General features: G+C 63.6%; 19 protein-coding genes. 8 read left to right on the forward strand and 11 right to left on the reverse strand.

Annotated features, from left to right (window positions below; translation table 11 throughout):
* The first annotated feature begins 111 nt into the window (after positions 1-111).
* A complete protein-coding gene (locus AC0L2D_RS00810) occupies positions 112-1,566 on the forward strand; it encodes an MFS transporter (RefSeq protein ID WP_473540119.1) in 1,455 nt (484 codons plus the stop codon).
* Between the two features lie 37 nt (positions 1,567-1,603).
* On the opposite strand, the gene AC0L2D_RS00815 is transcribed toward AC0L2D_RS00810, so the two are convergent.
* From AC0L2D_RS00815 to AC0L2D_RS00825, 3 genes are all read right to left on the reverse strand, one after another.
* Positions 1,604-2,101 (reverse strand): MaoC family dehydratase, encoded by a 498-nt coding sequence (locus tag AC0L2D_RS00815; RefSeq protein ID WP_013531248.1) that lies wholly within the window; start codon positions 2,099-2,101, stop codon positions 1,604-1,606.
* A 190-nt stretch (positions 2,102-2,291) separates the two neighbouring features.
* Entirely contained in the window at positions 2,292-2,720 is a 429-nt protein-coding gene (locus AC0L2D_RS00820; protein ID WP_024503818.1) for a phasin family protein, read from the reverse strand.
* Between the two features lie 111 nt (positions 2,721-2,831).
* Positions 2,832-4,127, reverse strand: coding sequence for a DUF445 domain-containing protein (locus AC0L2D_RS00825; protein WP_013531246.1), 1,296 nt, complete (start codon positions 4,125-4,127; stop codon positions 2,832-2,834).
* A gap of 276 nt (positions 4,128-4,403) precedes the next feature.
* Here AC0L2D_RS00825 and rirA point away from each other — a divergent pair, with 276 nt between their 5' ends.
* On the forward strand, positions 4,404-4,868 hold the full coding sequence (gene rirA / locus AC0L2D_RS00830; protein ID WP_473540121.1) for an iron-responsive transcriptional regulator RirA: 465 nt from the start codon (positions 4,404-4,406) through the stop codon (positions 4,866-4,868).
* A gap of 123 nt (positions 4,869-4,991) precedes the next feature.
* Here rirA and AC0L2D_RS00835 read toward each other — a convergent pair whose 3' ends face one another.
* From AC0L2D_RS00835 to hemP, 5 genes are read right to left on the reverse strand one after another with little or no spacing between them, the layout of a single operon-like run.
* The gene (locus AC0L2D_RS00835) at positions 4,992-5,783 is read right to left on the reverse strand and encodes a heme ABC transporter ATP-binding protein (RefSeq protein WP_024503815.1); all 792 of its coding nucleotides are present in this window, start codon (positions 5,781-5,783) and stop codon (positions 4,992-4,994) included.
* Between the two features lie 6 nt (positions 5,784-5,789).
* Entirely contained in the window at positions 5,790-6,887 is a 1,098-nt protein-coding gene (locus tag AC0L2D_RS00840; protein ID WP_473540122.1) for a FecCD family ABC transporter permease, read from the reverse strand.
* A gap of 11 nt (positions 6,888-6,898) precedes the next feature.
* Positions 6,899-7,807, reverse strand: a complete 909-nt coding sequence (locus AC0L2D_RS00845; RefSeq protein ID WP_473540123.1) for a heme/hemin ABC transporter substrate-binding protein — start codon at positions 7,805-7,807, stop codon at positions 6,899-6,901.
* An 11-nt stretch (positions 7,808-7,818) separates the two neighbouring features.
* On the reverse strand, positions 7,819-8,880 hold the full coding sequence (locus AC0L2D_RS00850; protein ID WP_224675391.1) for a hemin-degrading factor: 1,062 nt from the start codon (positions 8,878-8,880) through the stop codon (positions 7,819-7,821).
* Between the two features lie 23 nt (positions 8,881-8,903).
* Positions 8,904-9,110, reverse strand: a complete 207-nt coding sequence (gene hemP / locus AC0L2D_RS00855; protein ID WP_063172343.1) for a hemin uptake protein HemP — start codon at positions 9,108-9,110, stop codon at positions 8,904-8,906.
* A gap of 197 nt (positions 9,111-9,307) precedes the next feature.
* On the opposite strand from hemP, the gene AC0L2D_RS00860 reads away from it, so the two are divergent.
* The 4 genes from AC0L2D_RS00860 (at position 9,308) to hmuQ (ending at position 13,197) form a co-directional block, all read left to right on the forward strand.
* Entirely contained in the window at positions 9,308-11,506 is a 2,199-nt protein-coding gene (locus AC0L2D_RS00860) for a TonB-dependent hemoglobin/transferrin/lactoferrin family receptor (protein ID WP_473540124.1), read from the forward strand.
* 5 nt (positions 11,507-11,511) lie between these two features.
* Positions 11,512-11,943: a hypothetical protein gene (locus AC0L2D_RS00865; RefSeq protein ID WP_473540125.1), complete on the forward strand. Its 432-nt coding sequence runs from the start codon at positions 11,512-11,514 to the stop codon at positions 11,941-11,943.
* A gap of 1 nt (position 11,944) precedes the next feature.
* Complete coding sequence (locus tag AC0L2D_RS00870) at positions 11,945-12,820, forward strand: energy transducer TonB (protein ID WP_473540126.1); 876 nt, start codon at positions 11,945-11,947, stop codon at positions 12,818-12,820.
* 62 nt (positions 12,821-12,882) lie between these two features.
* Positions 12,883-13,197: a heme-degrading protein HmuQ gene (gene hmuQ, locus AC0L2D_RS00875; protein WP_027039045.1), complete on the forward strand. Its 315-nt coding sequence runs from the start codon at positions 12,883-12,885 to the stop codon at positions 13,195-13,197.
* A 114-nt stretch (positions 13,198-13,311) separates the two neighbouring features.
* Here the strand turns inward: hmuQ and putA are convergent, their stop codons facing one another.
* A complete protein-coding gene (gene putA / locus AC0L2D_RS00880; protein ID WP_473540128.1) occupies positions 13,312-16,926 on the reverse strand; it encodes a bifunctional proline dehydrogenase/L-glutamate gamma-semialdehyde dehydrogenase PutA in 3,615 nt (1,204 codons plus the stop codon).
* A 163-nt stretch (positions 16,927-17,089) separates the two neighbouring features.
* On the opposite strand from putA, the gene AC0L2D_RS00885 reads away from it, so the two are divergent.
* Positions 17,090-17,542, forward strand: coding sequence for an Lrp/AsnC family transcriptional regulator (locus tag AC0L2D_RS00885; protein ID WP_473540129.1), 453 nt, complete (start codon positions 17,090-17,092; stop codon positions 17,540-17,542).
* 1 nt (position 17,543) lies between these two features.
* Here AC0L2D_RS00885 and AC0L2D_RS00890 read toward each other — a convergent pair whose 3' ends face one another.
* Complete coding sequence (locus AC0L2D_RS00890; protein ID WP_473540130.1) at positions 17,544-18,743, reverse strand: cytochrome-c peroxidase; 1,200 nt, start codon at positions 18,741-18,743, stop codon at positions 17,544-17,546.
* Positions 18,744-18,750: 7 nt separating this feature from the next.
* Complete coding sequence (locus AC0L2D_RS00895) at positions 18,751-19,200, reverse strand: FixH family protein (RefSeq protein ID WP_024503807.1); 450 nt, start codon at positions 19,198-19,200, stop codon at positions 18,751-18,753.
* A gap of 152 nt (positions 19,201-19,352) precedes the next feature.
* Here AC0L2D_RS00895 and AC0L2D_RS00900 point away from each other — a divergent pair, with 152 nt between their 5' ends.
* The gene (locus tag AC0L2D_RS00900; protein WP_473540131.1) at positions 19,353-20,273 is read left to right on the forward strand and encodes a sugar kinase; all 921 of its coding nucleotides are present in this window, start codon (positions 19,353-19,355) and stop codon (positions 20,271-20,273) included.
* Positions 20,274-20,281 lie beyond the last annotated feature (8 nt).

Below are 20,281 nucleotides of genomic sequence, written 5' to 3' on the forward strand. Positions count from 1 at the left end.
ATATGGCGCCAAACGCACGAATAAGATGCAAATGCTGCGCCTTCCGCCACATTGGCCAAGGAACTAGATCTCCAGCAGTTCCGGTTGTGGGACTGATGGAAGGAGATCGCCGTGGCAATCGCTGAGCAAAATCCGGACGCGCTGACATCGGCGCCACCACGGATGCAATCCGCCGGCTGGGCGTTGGCAAGCCTGTCGCTCGCCACACTGCTGTCGTCGCTGGGAACCAGCATTGCCAGCGTCGGGCTGCCGTCGCTGATGCAGAATTTCGGCGCGACGTTCCAGGCCGTGCAATGGATTGTTCTGGCCTATCTCCTCGCCATCACCACACTGATCGTCAGCGCCGGCCGGCTGGCCGACATGTTCGGGCGCCGACCGTTGCTGCTTGGGGGCATCGCGCTGTTCACGTCCGCATCGGTGCTCTGCGGCCTGGCGCCGACACTCTGGCTGCTGATTGCCGCACGCGCCGTGCAGGGACTTGGCGCAGCGCTGATGATGGCGCTGACGCTGGCCTTCGTCGCCGAAACCGTGACCAAAGACAGAATCGGCGGCGCCATGGGCCTGCTCGGCGCCATGTCCGCGATCGGCACGACACTTGGCCCCTCGCTCGGCGGCCTTTTGATCACCGGCTTCGGCTGGCGGGCAATCTTCCTCGTCAATGTCCCGCTGGGAGTGCTCACCTTCGTTCTTGCCTGGCGTGCCCTGCCGGCACGCAATAAAACCGCGCGGCTCGACCGAGGCACGTTCGATGTCGTGGGCACCGCCCTGCTGGCCCTGACGTTGGCCGCCTATGCGCTGGCGATGACGCTGGGCAGAGGCAATTTCGGCACGCTCAACATCGGCCTGCTGATCGCCGCCGGCACCGGCGTTTTTCTTTTCGCCGCCGCGCAGGCGAGAGTGAAAAACCCCTTGATCCGGCTTGCCAGCTTCCGCGATCTTCAGCTGAGTGCCAGTCTCGCCATGAGCCTCGTCGTCGCCACGGTGATGATGGCGACGCTGGTGGTGGCTCCGTTCTACCTGTCGCGCGGGCTCGGGCTAGATGCTGCAATGGTGGGTGTGGTGCTGTCGACCGGCCCGCTCGTCTCGACCTTGTCGGCGTTGGTGGCCGGACGCCTGACCGACCGCTTCGGCGCTCATAGGATGATGGTCGCAGGCCTGCTCAGCCTCACGACAGGCACGTTCCTGCTGTCGCTCGCCGTGACCAGATTCGGCATTGCCGGCTATGTCGTTGCGATCACCGTCACCTGCATCGGCTACGCGCTGTTCCAGACGTCGAACAATGCAGCCGTCATGACCGGCGTTGACGCGGGTCAGCGCGGCGTCGTCTCCGGTCTGCTCAACCTTTCGCGCAATCTCGGGCTCATCACCGGCGCCTCGTTGATGGGCGCTATATTCGCCGTCGCATCGGCCGAAGGGCACGAAGGCATTGGTCTTCTGAGTTCCGAGGCCGCCGCCCGGGGAATGCAGGTCACCTTTCAGACGGCGACGGTGCTGGCGCTGGCTGCGCTGTTCCTCGCACTGCTCTCGGCCCGCGCCACAGGCCGCGCAGAATCCAGGGCTTCGTGACGCGCACACCGCTCAGAGAGTAGAATTCCAAACAGGCTCAGGCACCTGCCCGCTTGCGGCGTTCATAGAGCATGACCAGCGTTTCCGCCGTCAAGGCAGGCTTTTCCTCGCCTTCGATCTCGACCGTGTTGGCCGCCTTCATCAGATACTGGCCCGGGCCCCTGTCCTCCATGGACAGCAGCGTGATGCGCAGTCTGATGCGGGCGCCGACCCTGACCGGCGCCAGGAAGCGTACTTTGTCGAAGCCATAATTGAAGGCGGCCTGCGTATTCTCGGGCACGATGCCCATGCCGAGCGCCAGCGCGCCGATGATCGACAGCGTCAGATAGCCATGCGCGATCGTCGTGCGGAACGGGCTTTGCCGCCGCGCCCTTTCAGGGTCGACATGAATCCATTGATGGTCGCCGGTGCATTCAGCGAACTGATCGATGCGGTTCTGGTCGACCGTCGTCCACTCCGACACGCCGAGTTCCAGCCCGGCCATCGTCCTCAACTGCTCGTAGGTAGGCGGCGTTTTAGGCCGTATTTCGTTCATTCCTGGTTTCCCGATCGCTTCCAGAGCCTCCGGACCACGAACTGACGGCCTCTGTCAATTCGCTCTACGCGAATCCGTTCCGTCGATCTCGGCCGCAATCGAGCCACGCCGCCGGCGCAGTCGCAGGCCAACTCGGGCTTTCCGGGCTTCAGGGCGGCCGGCAGCCATGAACCGGTCCCGGCCACATCCGCTACTTCTTCTCGTAGCCGGCGCGGATTTCCTCCATCGCCTCCTTGATGCGGGTGCGCAGGATGTCGACCGATTCGGCACCGGATTTCTTGACCAGTTCAGCCACTTCGCCGGCATTTTTCAACGCGGCCTCGAAGGACTTTCTGGCAAACTCCGTCTGTTTGGCCATCAGTTCCTGCGGATTGCCCGGCGCCCTGTAGCTTTGCGCCATATCGGTGACCTCGCGCAGCGTATCCTGCAGCATCTCGCGCTGCCGGGACAACAGCGAGGTGGCGCCGGCGGCACCGGCTCGTGCCGATTTCTCCAGCGCTTCGAGGTTCTTGCGATGATGGGCGAGGATCGCCTCGACATCGACATTCGGCACCTTCAGGTCGCGGCCGAACCTGCCGAACATGTCCATGAAGGAATCGGATTCCGGTTGTTTTGCCATGCTTGTTTGCTCCCCTTTGCCGCGGATGCGGGCACCCTCGGATGGAGAATAACACTCGCGTGCCGTGAGTCCATTCGGACGCGGAGGAATGAGCGCCAGTCTGGCCGCGCATCAATTCACGAGGAACAGCCGCTCGGCCACATAGAGCACGACACCGGCGAGGCCGCCGATGATCATGCCGTTGAAGCGGATGTACTGCAGGTCCCGGCCGATGTTCATCTCGATCAGCCGCGTCAGTTGCGCGAGGTCCCAGCGTTTGACCTGGTCGGCGATGAATGTCGACACGCCGGCCTTCTGGCTCTCCACGAACGACGCCAGCGCCACCACGAACCCCTGGTTCATGTCGGCCCGGATCTGCGCATCGCCGGCAAGATGCCGGCCGACCTCGACGAACATGTTGGCGAGGTGCGCACGGATGACCGAATTCGGCGCCTTGGCATCCTGCTCGATGAACTGGCTGAGGCTTGCCCACATGTCGCCGGCCAATCCCTTGACCTCCGGCCGGCCCAGGAAGTCGCGCTTCAGCTTTTCGGCCCGTTTGGCGTATTGTTTCGATGTCCTCAGCTTATCGATGAAGCCTTGGGCGAAGCCGTCGAATTCGGCGCGCATCGGGTGGTCGGGATCGGCCCTCACTTCGTCGAGCAGCGAGCCCGCCGAGGCGACGATCTTCTTCAGGAGATAGGCGTCGGCGCGGAACAGGTTGAACAGCGACGGCAGTTCCTCGCGGATTTTTTCGCGCATCGTTGCCAGCGCTTTTTCGTCATTGAGGAACCGCCCGATCACCTTGGTGAATTCGTCGAACAATTTCTGATGGCGGCGATCATCGGTAAGCGCCGAGAGCAGTTCGGCGGCCAGCGGCGCCAGCGGCACCTTTTCGATCTGTTCGAGCATGCGGCTGGTGACGAAGCCGCGCAGGCCGGATTGCTCTATCGCCGCAAGCGTCTGCGGCACCAGCCGCACGATGAAGCGCGACAGGCCGGCGGCGCGCTCCGTATCGGCCAGCCAATCGGCGACGAGTGCCGAGAAATCGACCTCGGCAAGCTTTTCACGCACCGGTTCGGGCGCCAGAAAGTTGACCTCGATGAAGCGGCCGAGATTGTCGGCGATGCGGTTCTGGTTCTCGGGGATAATGGCGGTGTGCGGGATCGGCAGCCCCAGCGGCCTTCGAAACAGCGCCACCACCGCGTACCAGTCGGCGAGGCCGCCGATGGTCGCCGCCTCGGCAAAGGCAGCGACGAAGCCGAGCCACGCATGGATGTGCTCGAACGATTTGGCGAGCGCAAACACCAGTACGCAAAGCGCCAGCGCGGCCGCCGCGAGGAATTTCGTCCGCCGCAACGCGGAAAGCTTGGCATCCGCTTCGGCATCGAAACGGACCGGCGTCAAGGGCGAAGCCGATTGTGACATGGGTGAGCCGCTCCTCGTCGATCTCAGCCTATCTAGTGTTCCGACGGCCGAAATACCCGCGACAGCCGGTTTCGCCCGGCATCTTGCCCGGCTGCGCACACAAAGTTGAGGAGAAAATTCATCTATCGCGCCAAGCTAGTCTGGAATTATTCCAAGGTATAGGCCATATTCCGCCTGGGCCAATGTGGCGAATCCGGAATTTCGGGTCAAAGCCGCATCAGCAAAATTTCCAGATCTGGCGTGGGTTGCACCGCCCCAGTGCCTTGTGAGGACAATATGCGGCTTACGCGCCAGACCAACTATGCCATGCGCATCTTGATGTATTGCGCGGCAAATGACGACCGATTGAGCCGTATTCCCGAGATCGCGGCCGCCTATTCTGTATCGGAGCTTTTCCTGTTCAAGATCCTGCAGCCGCTGGTCGAGCACGGCCTCGTCCAGACCGTGCGTGGCAGGAATGGCGGCGTCAAGCTTGGCCGGGCGGCCGAAGCCATCAGCCTGTTCGATGTCGTGCGCGTGACGGAAGAGAGCTTCGCCATGGCCGAATGCTTCGAGAACGATGCCGCCGAATGCCCGCTCGTCGACAACTGCGCGCTGAACTCGGCACTGCGCGAGGCCCTGAATGCGTTTTTCGCAGTGCTCGCCCGCTATACGATCGCCGATCTGGTAGCGGCGCGGCCGAATGTGCGCAACCTGCTCGGCATCGACATGCTGATGGAGCGCCGCGCCCCGGCTGCCTAGCGTATTTCTCCCCGTTCTACGGAGAGAAATGCCCGGCAGGGCAATGAGGGGCGGCGCCGACTTCGACAATTGGCGGGAGAAGCGCAGGAAACCGCCATTCGCAGGCCCGGCCTCACCTGAATATCAATAGACCGCCGACTGGGGCAGCACGAACGGCATATTGCCCGCCGGCAGCACGCCGACCCTGAGCCGGCAGTCGAACACTTTCTCGATCAGATCATCGCTCAGCACGTCCCGCGGCGATCCGGCGGCGGCCAGCCGGCCGCGATGCATGACGAAGATCCGCTCCGCATACATGGCCGTCAGATTGAGGTCATGCAGGATGGCGACCACGCCACCGCCCCTCCTGGCGAAGTCGCGGGCAATGTTCATGATGATCAGCTGGTGCTTGATGTCGAGGCTGGACACTGGCTCGTCGAGGAACAGAAAGCGCGGCTTGCCGTCGAGCACCGGCGCCCAGACCTGGCACAGCACGCGCGCCAACTGAACGCGCTGTTGCTCCCCGCCCGAAAGCTCCTGGTAGAAACGGCCGGCAAAGCCGTCGAGATCGACACGCGCCAGTGCCCGTTCCGGCAGCCGCGCATCCTCGCCCGGCAAGGCGCCCGAACGGCCGCCGACAAGACCAAGCTTGACCACTTCCCGCACGGTGAACGGGAACGACAGCGTCGTCGCCTGCGGCAGCACCGCGCGATGGACGGCTGCCTCGGCCGGCTTCATCGTCGAGAGATCTCGGCCGTTGAGGGCAACGCGGCCGGTATAGGCGAGCTCGCCGGAGAGCGCTTTGAGGAAGGTCGTCTTGCCCGAACCATTGGGGCCGACGACGGCGGCGATCTCGCCGGGCCGCGCGTGGAAATCGACACCACTGACGATAGGCTTGCCGGCGATATCAACCGAAACATCCTTTGCCTCGATCATCAAGCCTCACAAATCAACCACGCCGCGCTTGCGCAGCAGGATCCAAAGGAAGAACGGCGCGCCCGCTATCGCGGTGACGATGCCTATCGGCAGTTCGGCCGGCGCAACGATGGTGCGTGCGACCGCATCGGCCAGAAGCAGCAGCGAGGCGCCGAGCAGCGCCGACGCCGGCAGCAGATAGCGATTGTCCGGACCAATCAGCAGGCGCAGCAGATGCGGCACCACGATGCCGACGAAGCCGATGCCGCCGCTGACGGCGACGGATGCGCCGACCGCGGCGGAGACGCCGACGATGGCCGTGTATTTCAGCCGCTGCACCGGAATGCCGAGATGACCGGCGGTCGCCTCGCCAAGCGCCAGCGCGTTGAGGCCGCGTGCCAGGAACGGCATCGCCGCCAGCGCCAGGACGATGATCGGCCCTACCGACGCGATCTTCGCCCAGGTCGCACCACCGAGCGATCCGAGTTGCCAGAAGGTCAGGTCGCGCAACTGGCGATCGTCGGCCATGAAGATAAGGATGCCGGTCAGCGCCATGGCGAGCGCCGCCAGCGCGATGCCCGCGAGCAGCATTGTGGCAACCGAGGTTTGCCCCCGCCGCGTCGCGACCTGATAAAGCACCAGCGTGGTGGCAAGCCCGCCACAGAAGGCCGCCAGCGGCAGGGCAAGCGTGCCGAGTAAGGCTGTCACCGGAGCCAATATCGTCGCGCCGAGCACGATGACGGCAACCGCGCCGAGGCTGGAGCCGGCCGAGACGCCGATCAGGCCGGGGTCCGCCAGCGGATTGCGGAACAGCCCCTGCATGACCGCGCCGGAGACGGCGAGCGCCGCGCCGACCATCATGCCGAGGATGACGCGCGGCAGGCGGATGTCATAGACGATCAGGCTGTCGCGGGCGCTCAACGCGGCGTCGTCAGGCACTGCGCCGAACAGCCAGCCCCCGATGACGTTGGCGGCCGATGCGTCCGAAGCCCCCGATGTCAGCGACAGAAAAACGGCAGCCGCGAGCCCCAGGCACAGCAGAAGGATGACGATGCGGGCGCGGCCCGACCGGTCGCCTTCGGATACGCTTGCCATCACCGGGCCGGCGATCGATCGATCGACCATGATCTGCCTGCTCAGTCCGTGACCTGCCCGCCATAAAGCGAGACAGCGAGGTCGTGGATGGCATCAGCCGTGCGCGGCCCGAAGCCGAGCAGATAGGCGCCGTCGATGCGGATCAGCTTGTGCGCCGTTCCGGCCGGCGTGGAGGCGATCGACGGATTGCCGAACAGTTCGTTGTCCGAAACCGGAGGCCCGGCATTGCTCATCATCAAGATCACGTCAGGCCTGGCGGTTATGATCGCCTCGTCGGACATCTGCTTGTAGCCGGAAAAGCCCTCGACCGCGTTGACGCCGCCGGCCAGCTTGACCATGCCGTCGGCGGCGGTCTCGCTGCCGGCCGCCAGAATCTTGCCACCCTGTATCGACAGCACGAAAAGGATGCGCTTGCGCTCCTTGATCGAGGCCGTCTGCTTCTCGGCGGCCGTGAGCTTGGCATCGAGCTCCTTGGCCAGCACCTCGGCCTTGGCGTCGACGCCGAGCGCCTTGCCGACGATGCGGACCTTCTCGAGAATGCCTTCGTGGCTGTAGTGCTCGGGCACCTCGATGAACGGCACGCTCGTCTTCTTCAAGACATCGACTGCTTCCTTGGGGCCGCTGCCATGCAGCGCCAGGATGCCGGTCGGATCGACCGACAGCACACCCTCCGGCGACAGCGCGCGCATATAGCCGACATCGGGCAGCTCAAGCGCCGCCTTTGGGAACCGGCTGGTGGAATCGCGTGCCACCAGATGCTTTTCCTGGCCGAGAGCATAGACGATCTCGGTGATCGAGCCGCCAATGGCCACGATCTTTGAAGGATCGGCAAACACGGCCGTGCCTTCCGCGGCGCTGGCGGGTTGCAGTGCGATAGCAGCCATGGAGAGACCGATCACCGGCCCCAAAATAAATTCGCGCACAGCCGACAATCTTGGGAAAACACTCATAGCATTTTTTCTCAGGCTGCGGTCGGGCTTGGGATGCGCGGCAGGTTTTCCGCCAGGAAGCGCCAGTCGTCCCGCTCGCTTTCGCCTTCATGACGCTTGCCGAAGAACTGGATGATCATCTTGCCGTCGGCGTCATAGACCTCGAGCGAGGTGACATGACCGTCCTTGGTCGGCTTGCGCACGGCCCAGACCTCGTGGATGTGGTCGGTGCGCAGATGCAGGTGGAAGGTTTCGTCCAGCACGTTGATCCATGGTCCCATCGGCTTGATCGACTTGATCGGACCGGAATGGATCTGGATGCAGCCGCGGTTTCCCACAAAGCACATGATCGGCATCTCGCCCTCCGCGGCATGATGAAACATGGCCCGGACCGCCTCATTGTCGAGCTGCCAGGCATAGTCCTGCCCAACCAGGCGCACCGCCTGCCGGCGGCTTAGTTTCAGCGTCTTCAGCATACCAAAGAACTGGTGCACGTCGGTCAGCCGGCTCCAGCGGTCACGCAGATCGTCGAGATTGGCGGCCGCTTCGTCGCCATGGATCTCGTCATCGGGGAGTGGCCCCGAGATGTCGACCGTCGGTTCCTGGTTGGACGATTCGAGCGCGGCGACCAGCTTCTGATAGGCATAGAGGCTGGAGGCCGGCCGCAGATGCACCTTGTGCACGGCCTCGCCTGCCGCATCGAAGAACTGGAGGCTGCGGCGGATTTCGTCGCCGTCGCGCTTCTCGACGGCAAAGCCGTGTGCCCAGACCTTCGGGAAGATGCGCAAGTCGATGTTTTCGCCAAGCACCATGGCATTGTGGGTGCCGGTGACGACCTTGTCATAGACGCCGATCTTCTCGTGCACCGCGCTTTCATTGCGGGTCAGCGCCATGACCTCGCCGACGGCCTCGAGGCCGGTCAGAAGATCGTTGACGCGCGGCTCGATGCGGACGACGCCGTCGCCGCAATGCGCCGCGACCAGTTCGGCTTCCGAAATGCCGAGATGGGCAGCCAGATCACGCTCGCGCGTCTTCGGATTGTCTGTCCGTGCCCGCCGGATTTCATGCGGGGCGGATTTTACGCGCTGATCCATGTCTCGGTCCCTGTTGCCTTGTCTTACTTGTTGAGAATGAGCTTGCCCTGGCGGGTGATCTTCAGCCGGTAGAGTGCACCGTGATGCTCGATGCCTATCTCGTGCTCGCCCTGGAACAGGGTGTTGCTGGAAAGGGTTCGTACCGCCAGCGGAACCCGGTCGAAACGGGGGGAGGCATCGTCGGAACGGCGGACGCGATAGCGAAAATCGTTGGGATTGTGGGTGTTCATCTGGATCGATCCCTTTCCTGTGCCGGGCGTCTGGCTAGGCGTTGCGTAATCCGATTCATTTCTTGACTTGAATAATCATGTTTACTAGTCAGTGCAATACCGGATTAAATGAGTCAACATTTAAGACGTCGCGACGATCAAAAATGCCAGCCAGCCCCGGGCCAGCCAGCATGAAACCTGGACTTTGGAGTTGGGGCATGGGGTTTGTGACTTGGGAATGGCGCGGCCGGTCGGCGGCGAACGGCGCGGCGGCATTGCTGGCAAGTGTGGCGGCGATTGCCTTATCGGCGCAACTGGCCAACGCCCAGCAGGCGGCGCAGACGACAGATCAAACGAAGAAGGCTGAAGAGGAAAAGGCAGCACCAGCGGGAGCAACGCTGCTCGACAAGATCCTCGTCATCAGCCGCACCGGCGAGACGGCGATCGAATCGCTGGCATCGGCCAGCCATGTCGGCCAGGAACAGCTCGACCGCCGCATGGCGACGACGCCCAATGAGATGCTGCTCGGCGTGCCCGGTGTCGCGGCGCAGGCCGACGCCAGGCGCGTCAGCACCAGCATCAACATCCGCGGCCTGCAGGATTTCGGTCGCGTCGCAGTCATCGTCGACGGCGCACGACAGAATTTCCAGCGCTCCGACCACGGCACGCAGTCGACCTTCTACATCGACCCCGAACTCGTCAAATCCGTGGATGTTATCCGTGGTCCTGTAGCCAACACCTACGGCTCGGGCGCCATCGGCGGCGTCGTCTTCTTCGACACCAAGGATGCCGAGGATTTCCTCAAGCCTGACGAGACATGGGCCGGTTCCGTCACGGGACGCTATGAGAGCAACGGCAAGGGCTGGACCACAAGTGCATCCGGCGCCTACCGCATTAACGAGAATTGGGACGTGCTGGGCAACATCGTCTACCGCGACTATGACGACTACAAGGATGGCGGCGGCGACACCGTCAAGGGCACCGGCTTCGACGTGCTGAGCGGACTGCTCAAGACCAGCATACGCCCGACCGACAACAGCGAACTGAAGCTCGGCTGGGTCGGCTCAAGCGATGGCTGGAACGAGATCAGCGGCGGTGCGCCGGTCAATGACGTCGACCTGAAGTCGAACACCTTCACGGCGCGCTACAACATCACGGATGAGGACAAGAGCTGGCTCGATCTCCACATCAACACCTCCTACAACAAGACCAACCTCGATCTGACCAGCCTTGTCCCGCAAAACCGCTTTGATCCGGTCACCGGCCTTCCCGTTGTCTTGCCGGCTGGCTCGACGTCGACATTCGACATCGGCACGACCAGCATCGACCTCTGGAACACGTCCCGGTTCGAGACGAGTGGGATCGCGCACGAGCTGGCCTATGGCGGCGACTGGGCCGGCGACAATGTCAAGACAGGCGGCGCGGCTGGTGGCGACAGTTTCTACACGCCTTCGGGCAAGCGCAACGTTTCGGGCGCCTATGTCCAGGACAAGCTCACCTGGCAGTGGCTCGAAGTCATCGCCGGGCTGCGTTACGACAACTACAGCCTCAAGGATGACACACACGAAACGTCGGGGGACCGGTTGTCGCCGCGCATCACCGTCGGCGTCTCCCCGTTCGAATCCGCAGGCCTTGCCGGCCTTCAGTTTTATGGCACCTATGCCGAGGGCTATCGCTCGCCATCGATCACCGAGACGCTGATCAGCGGCAATCATCCGGCAGGCGTCAGCTTTCCGTTCCTGCCCAATCCCAATCTGCGGCCGGAGACTGGAAAGACCGTCGAATTCGGCGTCAACTACAAGCAGAACGACATCCTCGAAGCCGGCGATGCGCTGCGCATCAAGGCAGCGTATTTCAACAATGATGTCGAAGATTACATCGATGGCGTTACCCTGTCGCGGTTTGACCCGACAGCCGGTTGCCCGAGCGGACCCGGTATCCCGATATGCTTCCAGTACCAGAATTTTGCCAAGGCCAAGATCGACGGCTTCGAACTGGAGGGCGTCTATGATGCCGGATGGGGCTATGCCGGGCTCTCGGCTTCAATCACCAATGGTCACACCATTTCCTACAAGGGTGTGGAAGCGGATCTCGCCACGATCCCATCATCCCAGGTCACCGCGCAGCTCGGCTTGCGCTTCCTCGAGGACAAGCTGACCGTCGGCGGCGAAGTGCAATACAATGGCAAGCCCAAGGGCAATCCGATCGCCGAGGACTACACGCTGGTCAATGCCTTTGCCAGCTACCAGGCGACGGACAATTTGAAGATTGATTTCCGCGCCGACAATCTGTTCGATGTCAAATACGCCAACCCGCTCAACCTGACCACGGCCGGCCAGCCGCCGCAGCCGGTTTTCGCGGCCTACGAGCCCGGCATAACGCTGAAGCTGGCGGCAACGATGCGGTTTGGAGGCTGATTGCCATGACGAGCTTGACGACACCCCTTCGTCTGCTGACCTCGATGCTGGCGATGTCGCTTGCGATGGTTTCGGCGTGGGCGCAAGAGTCCGCGCCGGTCCCCGCGCTCACCCTGGAACTCAATGGTGCGCAACCTTCCGACAAGGGTTGCCGCCTGACGTTCGTGGTCAACAACAATCTCGGCAAGGCTGCCTTCGAGATCGCCTTGTTCAACGAGGCAGGCGTCGTCGACCGGCTGACCGTGCTCGATTTCAAGGAATTGCCGGCCGGCAAGACCAAGGTGACGCGTTTCGATCTGGCCGGCACCGAGTGCTCGAAAGTCAGCCGCGTGCTGATCAACAGCGCGACCGAATGCACCGGTACCGGCGTCGAACCGAACGCCTGCATGCGAAAGCTGAAGACGGACACCAAGACCGATATCGCCTTCGGCGTCTGAGGTGGGACTGCATCCCGCATTCCTGCAAAACAAAGCGGCGTGGCCAGCTGCCGGCCACTGCCGACTGCCGCTGCGAGCGAACGATCTTGATTTGACAATTCTGCTCTTGTCGCTGCAGGTCTCGCGGCGAGACATGCAGGATATCAGCCCCCTCCCCGAAGCCGGCGCCGAGCTGGCGATAGAGCCAACCGAGCCGCTCGCGCTGCCGCGGCCATCGGCCTGGAACCGCAAATGGACGGCGGCGATCGTCGTCTCCTGCGCGCTCCACGCCGCCGTGGCGGCGGCTTTTCTGATCTCGCCTTCGGGGATTTCGAGTTCCCAGAATGCCGAGCAGCCGGAAGGCAGTGATCAGTCGGGCACCAACGTGGTCGGCAGCGCGCTGGACAAGGACCCGACGGCAATAAACGTTGCACTGGTGCCCAGCCCGCAACCGGCTGTCGCCGTTCCAGAACAGCCGCCGATCCCCAGCGCGAGGCCCAGTCCGGCAGCTGCCCCTTCAAAGACGGCGGATGAAAAGCGCGGCACGGCGGATGGCCAGGACCTGTCGGCGCAAGCGGCCAGCAAGGGCAAAAGGCAAAACGAGGCAGGCACTGCCGCGGAAGATAACTACCGCGGCGATGTCTTTAGAAAGCTCGGCAGCGTCAATCGCACTCTGCCGCCGTCCCTACAACTGGCAGCACGCAACAATGCGGTTGTTAAATTCGTCATAGGCAGGAAGGGCAACATAAATAAGTTGCGCATCCTGGAGACCTCAGGGTCGGCGGCTTTCGATCAGGCGGCGCTTGGCATTATCCGCAAAGCGGCCCCCTTCCCTTCGATTCCACCACAGGCAGCAAGCGCAAGTTTGGAGTTCGAAACCGAAATCGGCCCATTTTGAATGTGCGCAGAACAAAACGCTGCGGCCGCAAATCATCAACATCCCTGTGAGAGGAAACCACCATGTACATCGCCATGAACCGCTTCAAGGTGCAGACCGGCTCGGAGAACGATTTCGAGGCCGTGTGGAAGAACCGCGATTCCAGCCTTGCGGAGATGAAGGGGTTCCGCGAATTCCACCTGCTGCGAGGCCCGGTCAACGAGACCGAAGGCTACACGCTGTTTGCATCGCACACGGTGTGGGCGAGCCACGATGATTTCATCGCCTGGACCAAGTCCGAGAATTTCCGCGCCGCCCACAGGAATGTCGGCACGACGAAGGTCCACTATCTCGGCCACCCCCAGTTCGAGGGTTTTTCGGTCGTCGAAGGCGCGTAATGCATGTCGCCCAAAAGTGGTCCCGTTTTGGGACAACGACATGCATAAACCGAAAGAGATAGAGCCATTCACCGTTTCCACGAAACGGTGAATGGCTCTAACGACCGGCCGGAGTCAGGCTCCGGCCAGCAAGCTCGCATTGCCGCCCGCGGCGGTGGTGTCGACGCAGACGGCCCGCTCATGTGCATAAGCCGCCGGGTTCAACACTTCGCTGACCAGCGGCACGATCGGGCCTGAGCGATCAGCGATAACCCTGCGCACGATGCGCGCGGCCTCTGGTGTGCCGGAAAAAGCAACGATATCGACGCGCAGCGAGCGTGCCTCGACCGGATCAGGCCGCCCGTCGAGGGCGGCCAGCGGGAGGCCCTTGCCGGTCAGAGCGGAAAGGGCTGCCGGTGCACCCGGCGCAACGGCCAGCACGGCGTTGCCGGCGGCGAGCGCCTGGATCGTCTGCGCCAGCAGCGTATCACCATCGGGACCGAGGCACAGCACCCGTCCACGTGGCGACAGCGAGAGCGTGTTGGCTTCGCCGGTCGGCCCGGGCAGGTCGACCTGGCCGAAATCGATGCCGGCGGCCGCACCAATGGCCGCAGCACCCTTGCCGCGCAGATGCTTCCTCAGAATGGCGATTCGGTCCGGACGCGTCGACCAGCCGCCAAGTGTGGGATCAGGCAGATTGTCGGCAAGCTCGGTCGCCGTGACCTTGTGGCCATCCTGCACATGGGTGCCGGCCTCCGGCCCCTTGCGGAAGCGGCGGAGATAGTGCGGACCGCCGGCCTTCGGCCCGGTGCCGGAAAGCCCCTCGCCGCCAAACGGCTGCGAACCGACGACGGCGCCGATCTGGTTGCGGTTGACATAGATGTTGCCGGCATGGATGCCATCGACGAAATGCTGCACGCGGCCCTCGATGCGGGTGTGCAGGCCGAAGGTCAGGCCATAACCCTTGCGGTTGATGGCGGCGATGACGGCGTCGATCTGGTCGGCGTCGAAACTGGCGACATGCAGCACCGGCCCGAACACCTCGCGCTCCATGTCCTCGATACCCTTGACCCGGAAGACATGCGGCGCGACGAAGCGACCTTCCCTGGGCGCCTCGAGCTTGGCGATCAGCCTGCCCTGCAGGCCCATCTTCGTGCAATACTCGCGGATCGAGCTTTGCGCCTCGTCGTCGATAACCGGGCCGACATCGGTCGAAATCCGCCAGGGATCGCCGACGTTGAGCGCCTCCATGGCGCCCTTCAGCATCTCCAGCATCTTCTTCTCGACGTCCTTCTGCACGTAGAGTACGCGCAGCGCCGAGCAGCGCTGGCCGGCACTCTGGAAGGCGGAGGCGAGGATATCGCGCACCGCCTGTTCGGGCAGCGCGGTGGAATCGACGATCATGGCGTTGAGGCCGCCGGTCTCGGCGATCAGCATGGCGTCGGGCGCGGCCGTCTCGGCCAGCTGCTTCTCGATCAGCTTGGCAACCTCGGTCGAACCTGTGAAGCAGACGCCAGCGATGCGCGGATCGGCGGTGAGCGGCCCGCCGACCGATGGGCCGTCGCCAGGGAGCAACTGGATGACGTCTTCCGGCACGCCGGCCTCGCGCAGCAGTTCGACGGCGCGGAAGGCGATCAGCGGCGTCTGCTCGGCCGGCTTGGCGATCACCGAATTGCCGGTAACGAGCGCTGCCGCGATCTGGCCGGTGAAGATGGCGAGCGGGAAATTCCACGGCGAAATGCAGACGATGGCGCCGCGCGCTTGCGTGCCCGTCTCCGCATTGCCCGCCTCGGTGGCGTAGTAGCGCAGGAAGTCGACGGCTTCACGCACCTCGGCGACGCCGTCGGCCAGCGATTTGCCGGCCTCGCGGGTGGCGAGTGCAAAGAACTCGACGGCATTCGCCTCATAGAGATCGGCGGCACGGTTGAGGATGGCGGCGCGCTCGGCGACGGGACGCTTCGCCCAGGCCGGTTGCGCTTCCACCGCAAAGCGCACGGCGGTCGCAACTTGCTTGGCAGCTGCTTCGCTGACCGTGCCGACCACTTCGGAAGGCTTTGCCGGGTTGACGATCGGACGCTGCTTGCCATAGCCGGCGGCCCCCGTAATCGGCTTGGCATGCCAGCGATCCGGCCCGGCGAAGGCCGCCCTGGCCTTGTCGATCGCCGCCAGCGTCACCGTGTCGGTGATGTCGAATCCTTTCGAATTGCGACGCCCGGCTCCAAAAATCTGGGAAGGCCGGGCAATCGCCGGATTGGCTGCCGGACCCTGGCGTTCGACCGTCTCGAGCGGATCGCGCGCAATGTCCTCCGGCTCGACATCCTCATCGGTCAGCTGGTGCACGAAGGAGGAGTTGGCGCCGTTCTCCAGCAGCCGGCGCACCAGATAGGCCAGCAGATCGGAATGCGCACCGACCGGCGCATAGATCCGGCAGCGCGTGCCTTCGGACCGTCGCACCGTCTCGTGCAGCGCCTCGCCCATGCCGTGCAGGCGCTGGAACTCGAAGGAATCGCGGTTATTATCAGCCATCGACAGGATGGCGGCGACGGTGTGGGCATTGTGGGTGGCGAACTGCGGGTAGATGCGGTCGGTCATGCCAAGCAGCTTCTTGGCGCAAGCCATGTAGGAGACGTCGGTGTTGGCCTTGCGGGTGAAGACGGGATAGCCGGTGAGTCCCAACGTCTGCCCCCGCTTGATCTCGGTGTCCCAATAGGCGCCCTTGACCAGCCGAACCATGATGTTGCGGTCGTATTTTTTGGCCAGCGCATAGAGCCAGTCGATGGCGAAGGCCGCGCGTGGCCCATACGCCTGCACCACCACGCCAAACCCGTTCCAGCCGGCAAGTTCCGGCTCGGCCAGCACCCGCTCGATGACGTCGAGCGATAGATCGAGGCGGTCGGCCTCCTCGGCATCGATGTTGAGACCCATGCGCGAGTGGCGCGCGGCCAGCGCCAGCGACAAAAGCCGCTCGGCCATCACAGGCAGCATCTCTTCCTTCTGCGCCACCTCGTAGCGCGGATGCAGTGCCGAAAGCTTGACCGAGATGCCGTGGTTCTGCCTGATATCAGGACCGTTGGAGCCGGAATCGAGCGACGAAATCGCGTCGGCATAGGCCTTGTGATAGCGCAAGGCGTCGGCCTCGGTGCGGGCCGCCTCGCCCAGCATGTCGAAGGAATAGAGATAACCCTTCTGGGTCATCGGCCGGCCGCGCTTGACGGCTTCAGTGATGGTGCGGCCGAGCACGAACTGCTCGCCCATCTCGCGCATGGCGGCGGCCACCGCCTTGCGGATGACCGGCTCGCCCAGCCGCCGCACCATAGAACGCAGCGTGCCCTCGATGCCGCCCTCGCCTTCGTCGAGGACGCGGCCGGTCAGCATCAGCGCCCAGGTCGAGGCGTTGACGAAGATGGAGCTCGAACCGCCCGAATGCGCCGACCAGTCGTGCGGCGCGATCTTGTCGGCGATGAGGTCGTCCATCGTCTCGGTATCGGGCACGCGCAGCAGGGCCTCGGCCAGGCACATCAGCGCCACGCCTTCCTTGGTGGAGAGACCGTACGCGGAGAGGAAGACTTCCATCAGCCTTGGATCCGACGAGCCGCGCACCGCGCGCACCAGATCGGCGGCGCGAGCCGAGATCGCCTTGCGGTCTTTCCCGGAGAGCCCCGTCGCCTCGGCAAGCCGCTTCACGGCCTCGTCTTCGTCGGGCAGGTAGTTGGCGCGGATCTGCTGGCGGATGGCATCGAGCGCTGGCATGGCGGTCCCGTGGATCGAGCAAAGGGGATCGGGCCGGCGGTCACCGGACCGAATGGCGCAAGCTAGCACAAGTGCAAAATTTCGGCCGGTCCAAAGAAATCGACATTGTAGGTCATTTGATCTATCATAGCGGCATATAATTGACATTTGGACTGCAATTTCGATGGCAGAAGACCAATTGGACCGCATAGATCGGAATATCCTGGCCGCACTTGCAAGCGATGGCCGGCTTTCCATGTCAGAACTGGCCGCAAAGGTCGGCCTGTCGAAGACGCCGGTGCAGGCGCGGGTGAAGCGGCTTGAGAAGGACGGCTATATCAGAGGCTACCAGGCGATCGTCGACCGCGAGCGCATGGGCGAAGGCCATGTTGCATTCGTCCAGGTGAAATTGTCCGACACCAGATCCGCCGCGCTCGACGCCTTCAACCGGTCCGTACAGGCTGTGCCGGAGATCGAACAGTGCCACATGATGGCGTCGAGCTTCGATTATCTGCTGAAAGTCCGCACCAGGGACATCGCCGCCTACCGCCGCGTCCTCGGCGAGCGCATCTCGGCCCTGCCCCATGTCGCCCAGACCTCGACCTTTGTGGCGATGGAGACCGTGAAGGATCGGTAGATCACTCCGAAAGCGTCTTCAAGAACGCCACCAGAGCAGCGCGTTCTCGGTCTGAAAGCTCCAACGGGTGAACCTCTGATACCCCTTCGACGCTGGGCGCGGCCTTCGCATAATGCGCCACGACCTCGTCGAGCGACGAAAACTGCCCGGCATGCATATAGGGCGGTCGCGTTGCCGCACCGCGCAGAGACGGCGTCTTGTAGGCGCGGATGAGTTGTGGCGCATTCTTGACCATGAAGCGCAGTTCGCCGCAGGCGGCAACGTCGCCGTCCCGATAGGCGCCAAGGCAGTTGAACGGGTCGGCCTCGACTTGGTGCACGGCATCGATGCGGCCGCGATCCGGCGGCAGGCCCGCAACAGGCGGCACGCCGGTGTTGTGAAAGCTGTTGTCGGTGAAGCGCGGGCCGTTGTGACAGGTCACGCAATTGGCCTTGCCGATGAACAGTTTAAGCCCAAGGATTTCTTGTTTGGAAAAGACAGCATCGCCCTTCGGCTCGGCACCGGTGGCGAGGTCCAGCGCAAAGCGGTCGAAGCGCGCGGGCATGGGCGCTATCGAGCGTTCGAAGGCGGCAATCGCCTTGCCGATATTGACGAAGACACCGTTGATGGCGTCGCGCTGCGCGCTGCTCATGGCATTCCAGGCTGCTTTCTCGGCATCGTTTCCAAGTGGGCTGGCATTCAACGGCATGCCGGAAAAATCGGGCAGCGGCCCAAAAATGCGCTCATAGCGCTCGCCGAAGCGCGCCTTGATGTAATGCGCGTAGGCAGCGCGGTTTCCCGCCTGCTCCAGCGGATTTTCGAGCGGCGTCAACGCTTGCGCCCACAGGCTGTCGCGACGGCCATCCCAGAAGAACCAGGGATCGTGCGCCACGCCGGCCAGCGGCATGGTGCGCCGGTTGGTGTGGCCGACGCCGACCGCCTGCGGCAGGTCGTCCTGGAACTGGCGGTCGATCTTGTGGCAGGTCGAACAGGATACCGACCCGTCACCGCTCATGCCCTGATCGAAGAACAGCGTCGAGCCGAGTGCGGCGGCGGCCGGCACGTCGGCAAAACGATTGGTGGTGTCGGCCTTGAGCGCCGGCAGCGACGACAGCGCCAGCGAAGCGATAGTCTTCTTTTCTGCGTCGGAAAAATCAGGCTTGCCGCAGCCCACGAGGACGACGGCGACCATCAGCGCCAGAAAGCGGAAAAGGCGCTTCATCGATCGCTCACAGCACCACGTTGAACAGTACGGTATCGGAGCCGGCGCCGGATGAGATGGCGAAACGAAGTTGCCACCAGCCGCTCATGGTGAATTTCAGCCCCTCGATGCGGTAACGGCCTTCGCCCAGGTAATCGGTGACCTGCGGGCTGGTCGGCAGGCCGTGATTGTGTTGCGGCATGCCGCCGGAGATGGCGATCGCGGCGCGCTCCACCGAAGCCCCTGTCTTTGTTTTCAGGGTCAGCAGCCAGGATTCCAGTTCGCCCTGCCGCACCACGCCCCGTTCCGGCACGAAACTCGCCACGTACAGCCCGTTGTCGGTTTTCTTCGTCCGCGCGACATCCGGGCCGGCTGGCAGCGACGAACGCGGCGCCGTCAGGAAGACGACCGCGAGAATGCCGACCAGCAAGGCAGCCAGACCAAGACCCGCCAGAAGATAACGCCATATCGATGCCAAACCGGTTCCTCTTCTGCAGACAACGCTCTGCCGAACGGATCGCATCCCGCCAGCCTGTGGGAAAACGCTGTGGCGGAAAAAACCCTGCTTGCCAAGCATGGCGCTGCCGATGGCAAAAAGCTACAGCACCGGGAAGCACTGGAGGATTGTAGATGGCGGGAACCGGCGTCGCCTCGATCGGCGAATGCATGCTCGAACTGTCGGGCCAGACCGGACCGAACTGGCGCATGGGCTTTGCCGGCGACACGTTCAACACGCTGTGGGCGCTGCACGCGCTGAGCACTGAGCGGCCGGCAACCTATGTCTCGGCCTTCGGCGACGATCCGTTCTCGCAAGCCCAGATCGATTTCTTAGGCCAGAACGGCATCGGCATCGGCTCCAGCCCGATCATAGCGGGCGCACGGCCTGGCCTCTATGCCATCACGCTGACCGGGGCCGAGCGTTCCTTCACCTACTGGCGCGGCGACGCCGCCGCGCGGCAGCTCGCCTCAGACCCAGCTGCATTGTCGAAAAACCTGGTAAATCAGGCGCTTGTCTATTTTTCCGGAATCACTTTGGCAATTCTGGATGAGGCCGCGCGCGCCGTATTGCTGGCGGCCGTCGCCAAGGCGCGCTCGGCCGGTTCACTTGTCGCCTTCGATCCCAACTACCGGCCGCGGCTTTGGCGCAATCGCGAGGATGCACAGGCAGCGATCGTCGAAGCCCTTGCCGCCACCGACATCGCATTGCCGACTTTCCCCGACGAGCAGATGCTGTTTGGCGATGCAACACCGCAAGCGACCGCAGAGCGACTCAGGCAACTGGTTAGCGAGGTCGTCGTCAAGAACGGCGAGCAGCCCGCCCTGATTGCCCAAGGAGAAACACTACGCGAAGTCCCGGCGATCCATGTCGTTGCCCCCGCCGATACGACCGGCGCCGGCGATTCGTTCAACGGCGGCTATCTTGCGGCTCGTCTTGCCGGCCACGACCCGCAGGAAGCCGCGCGCCGTGCGCATCGTGTCGCCGCCGCCGTGGTGCAAGTGCGCGGCGCGCTGGCGCCGTTCGAGACGCTGCGGGCGGCTTTCGAAGGCTAAGGTCGGAA

The sequence above is a fragment of the Mesorhizobium sp. WSM4833 genome (assembly GCF_055811095.1).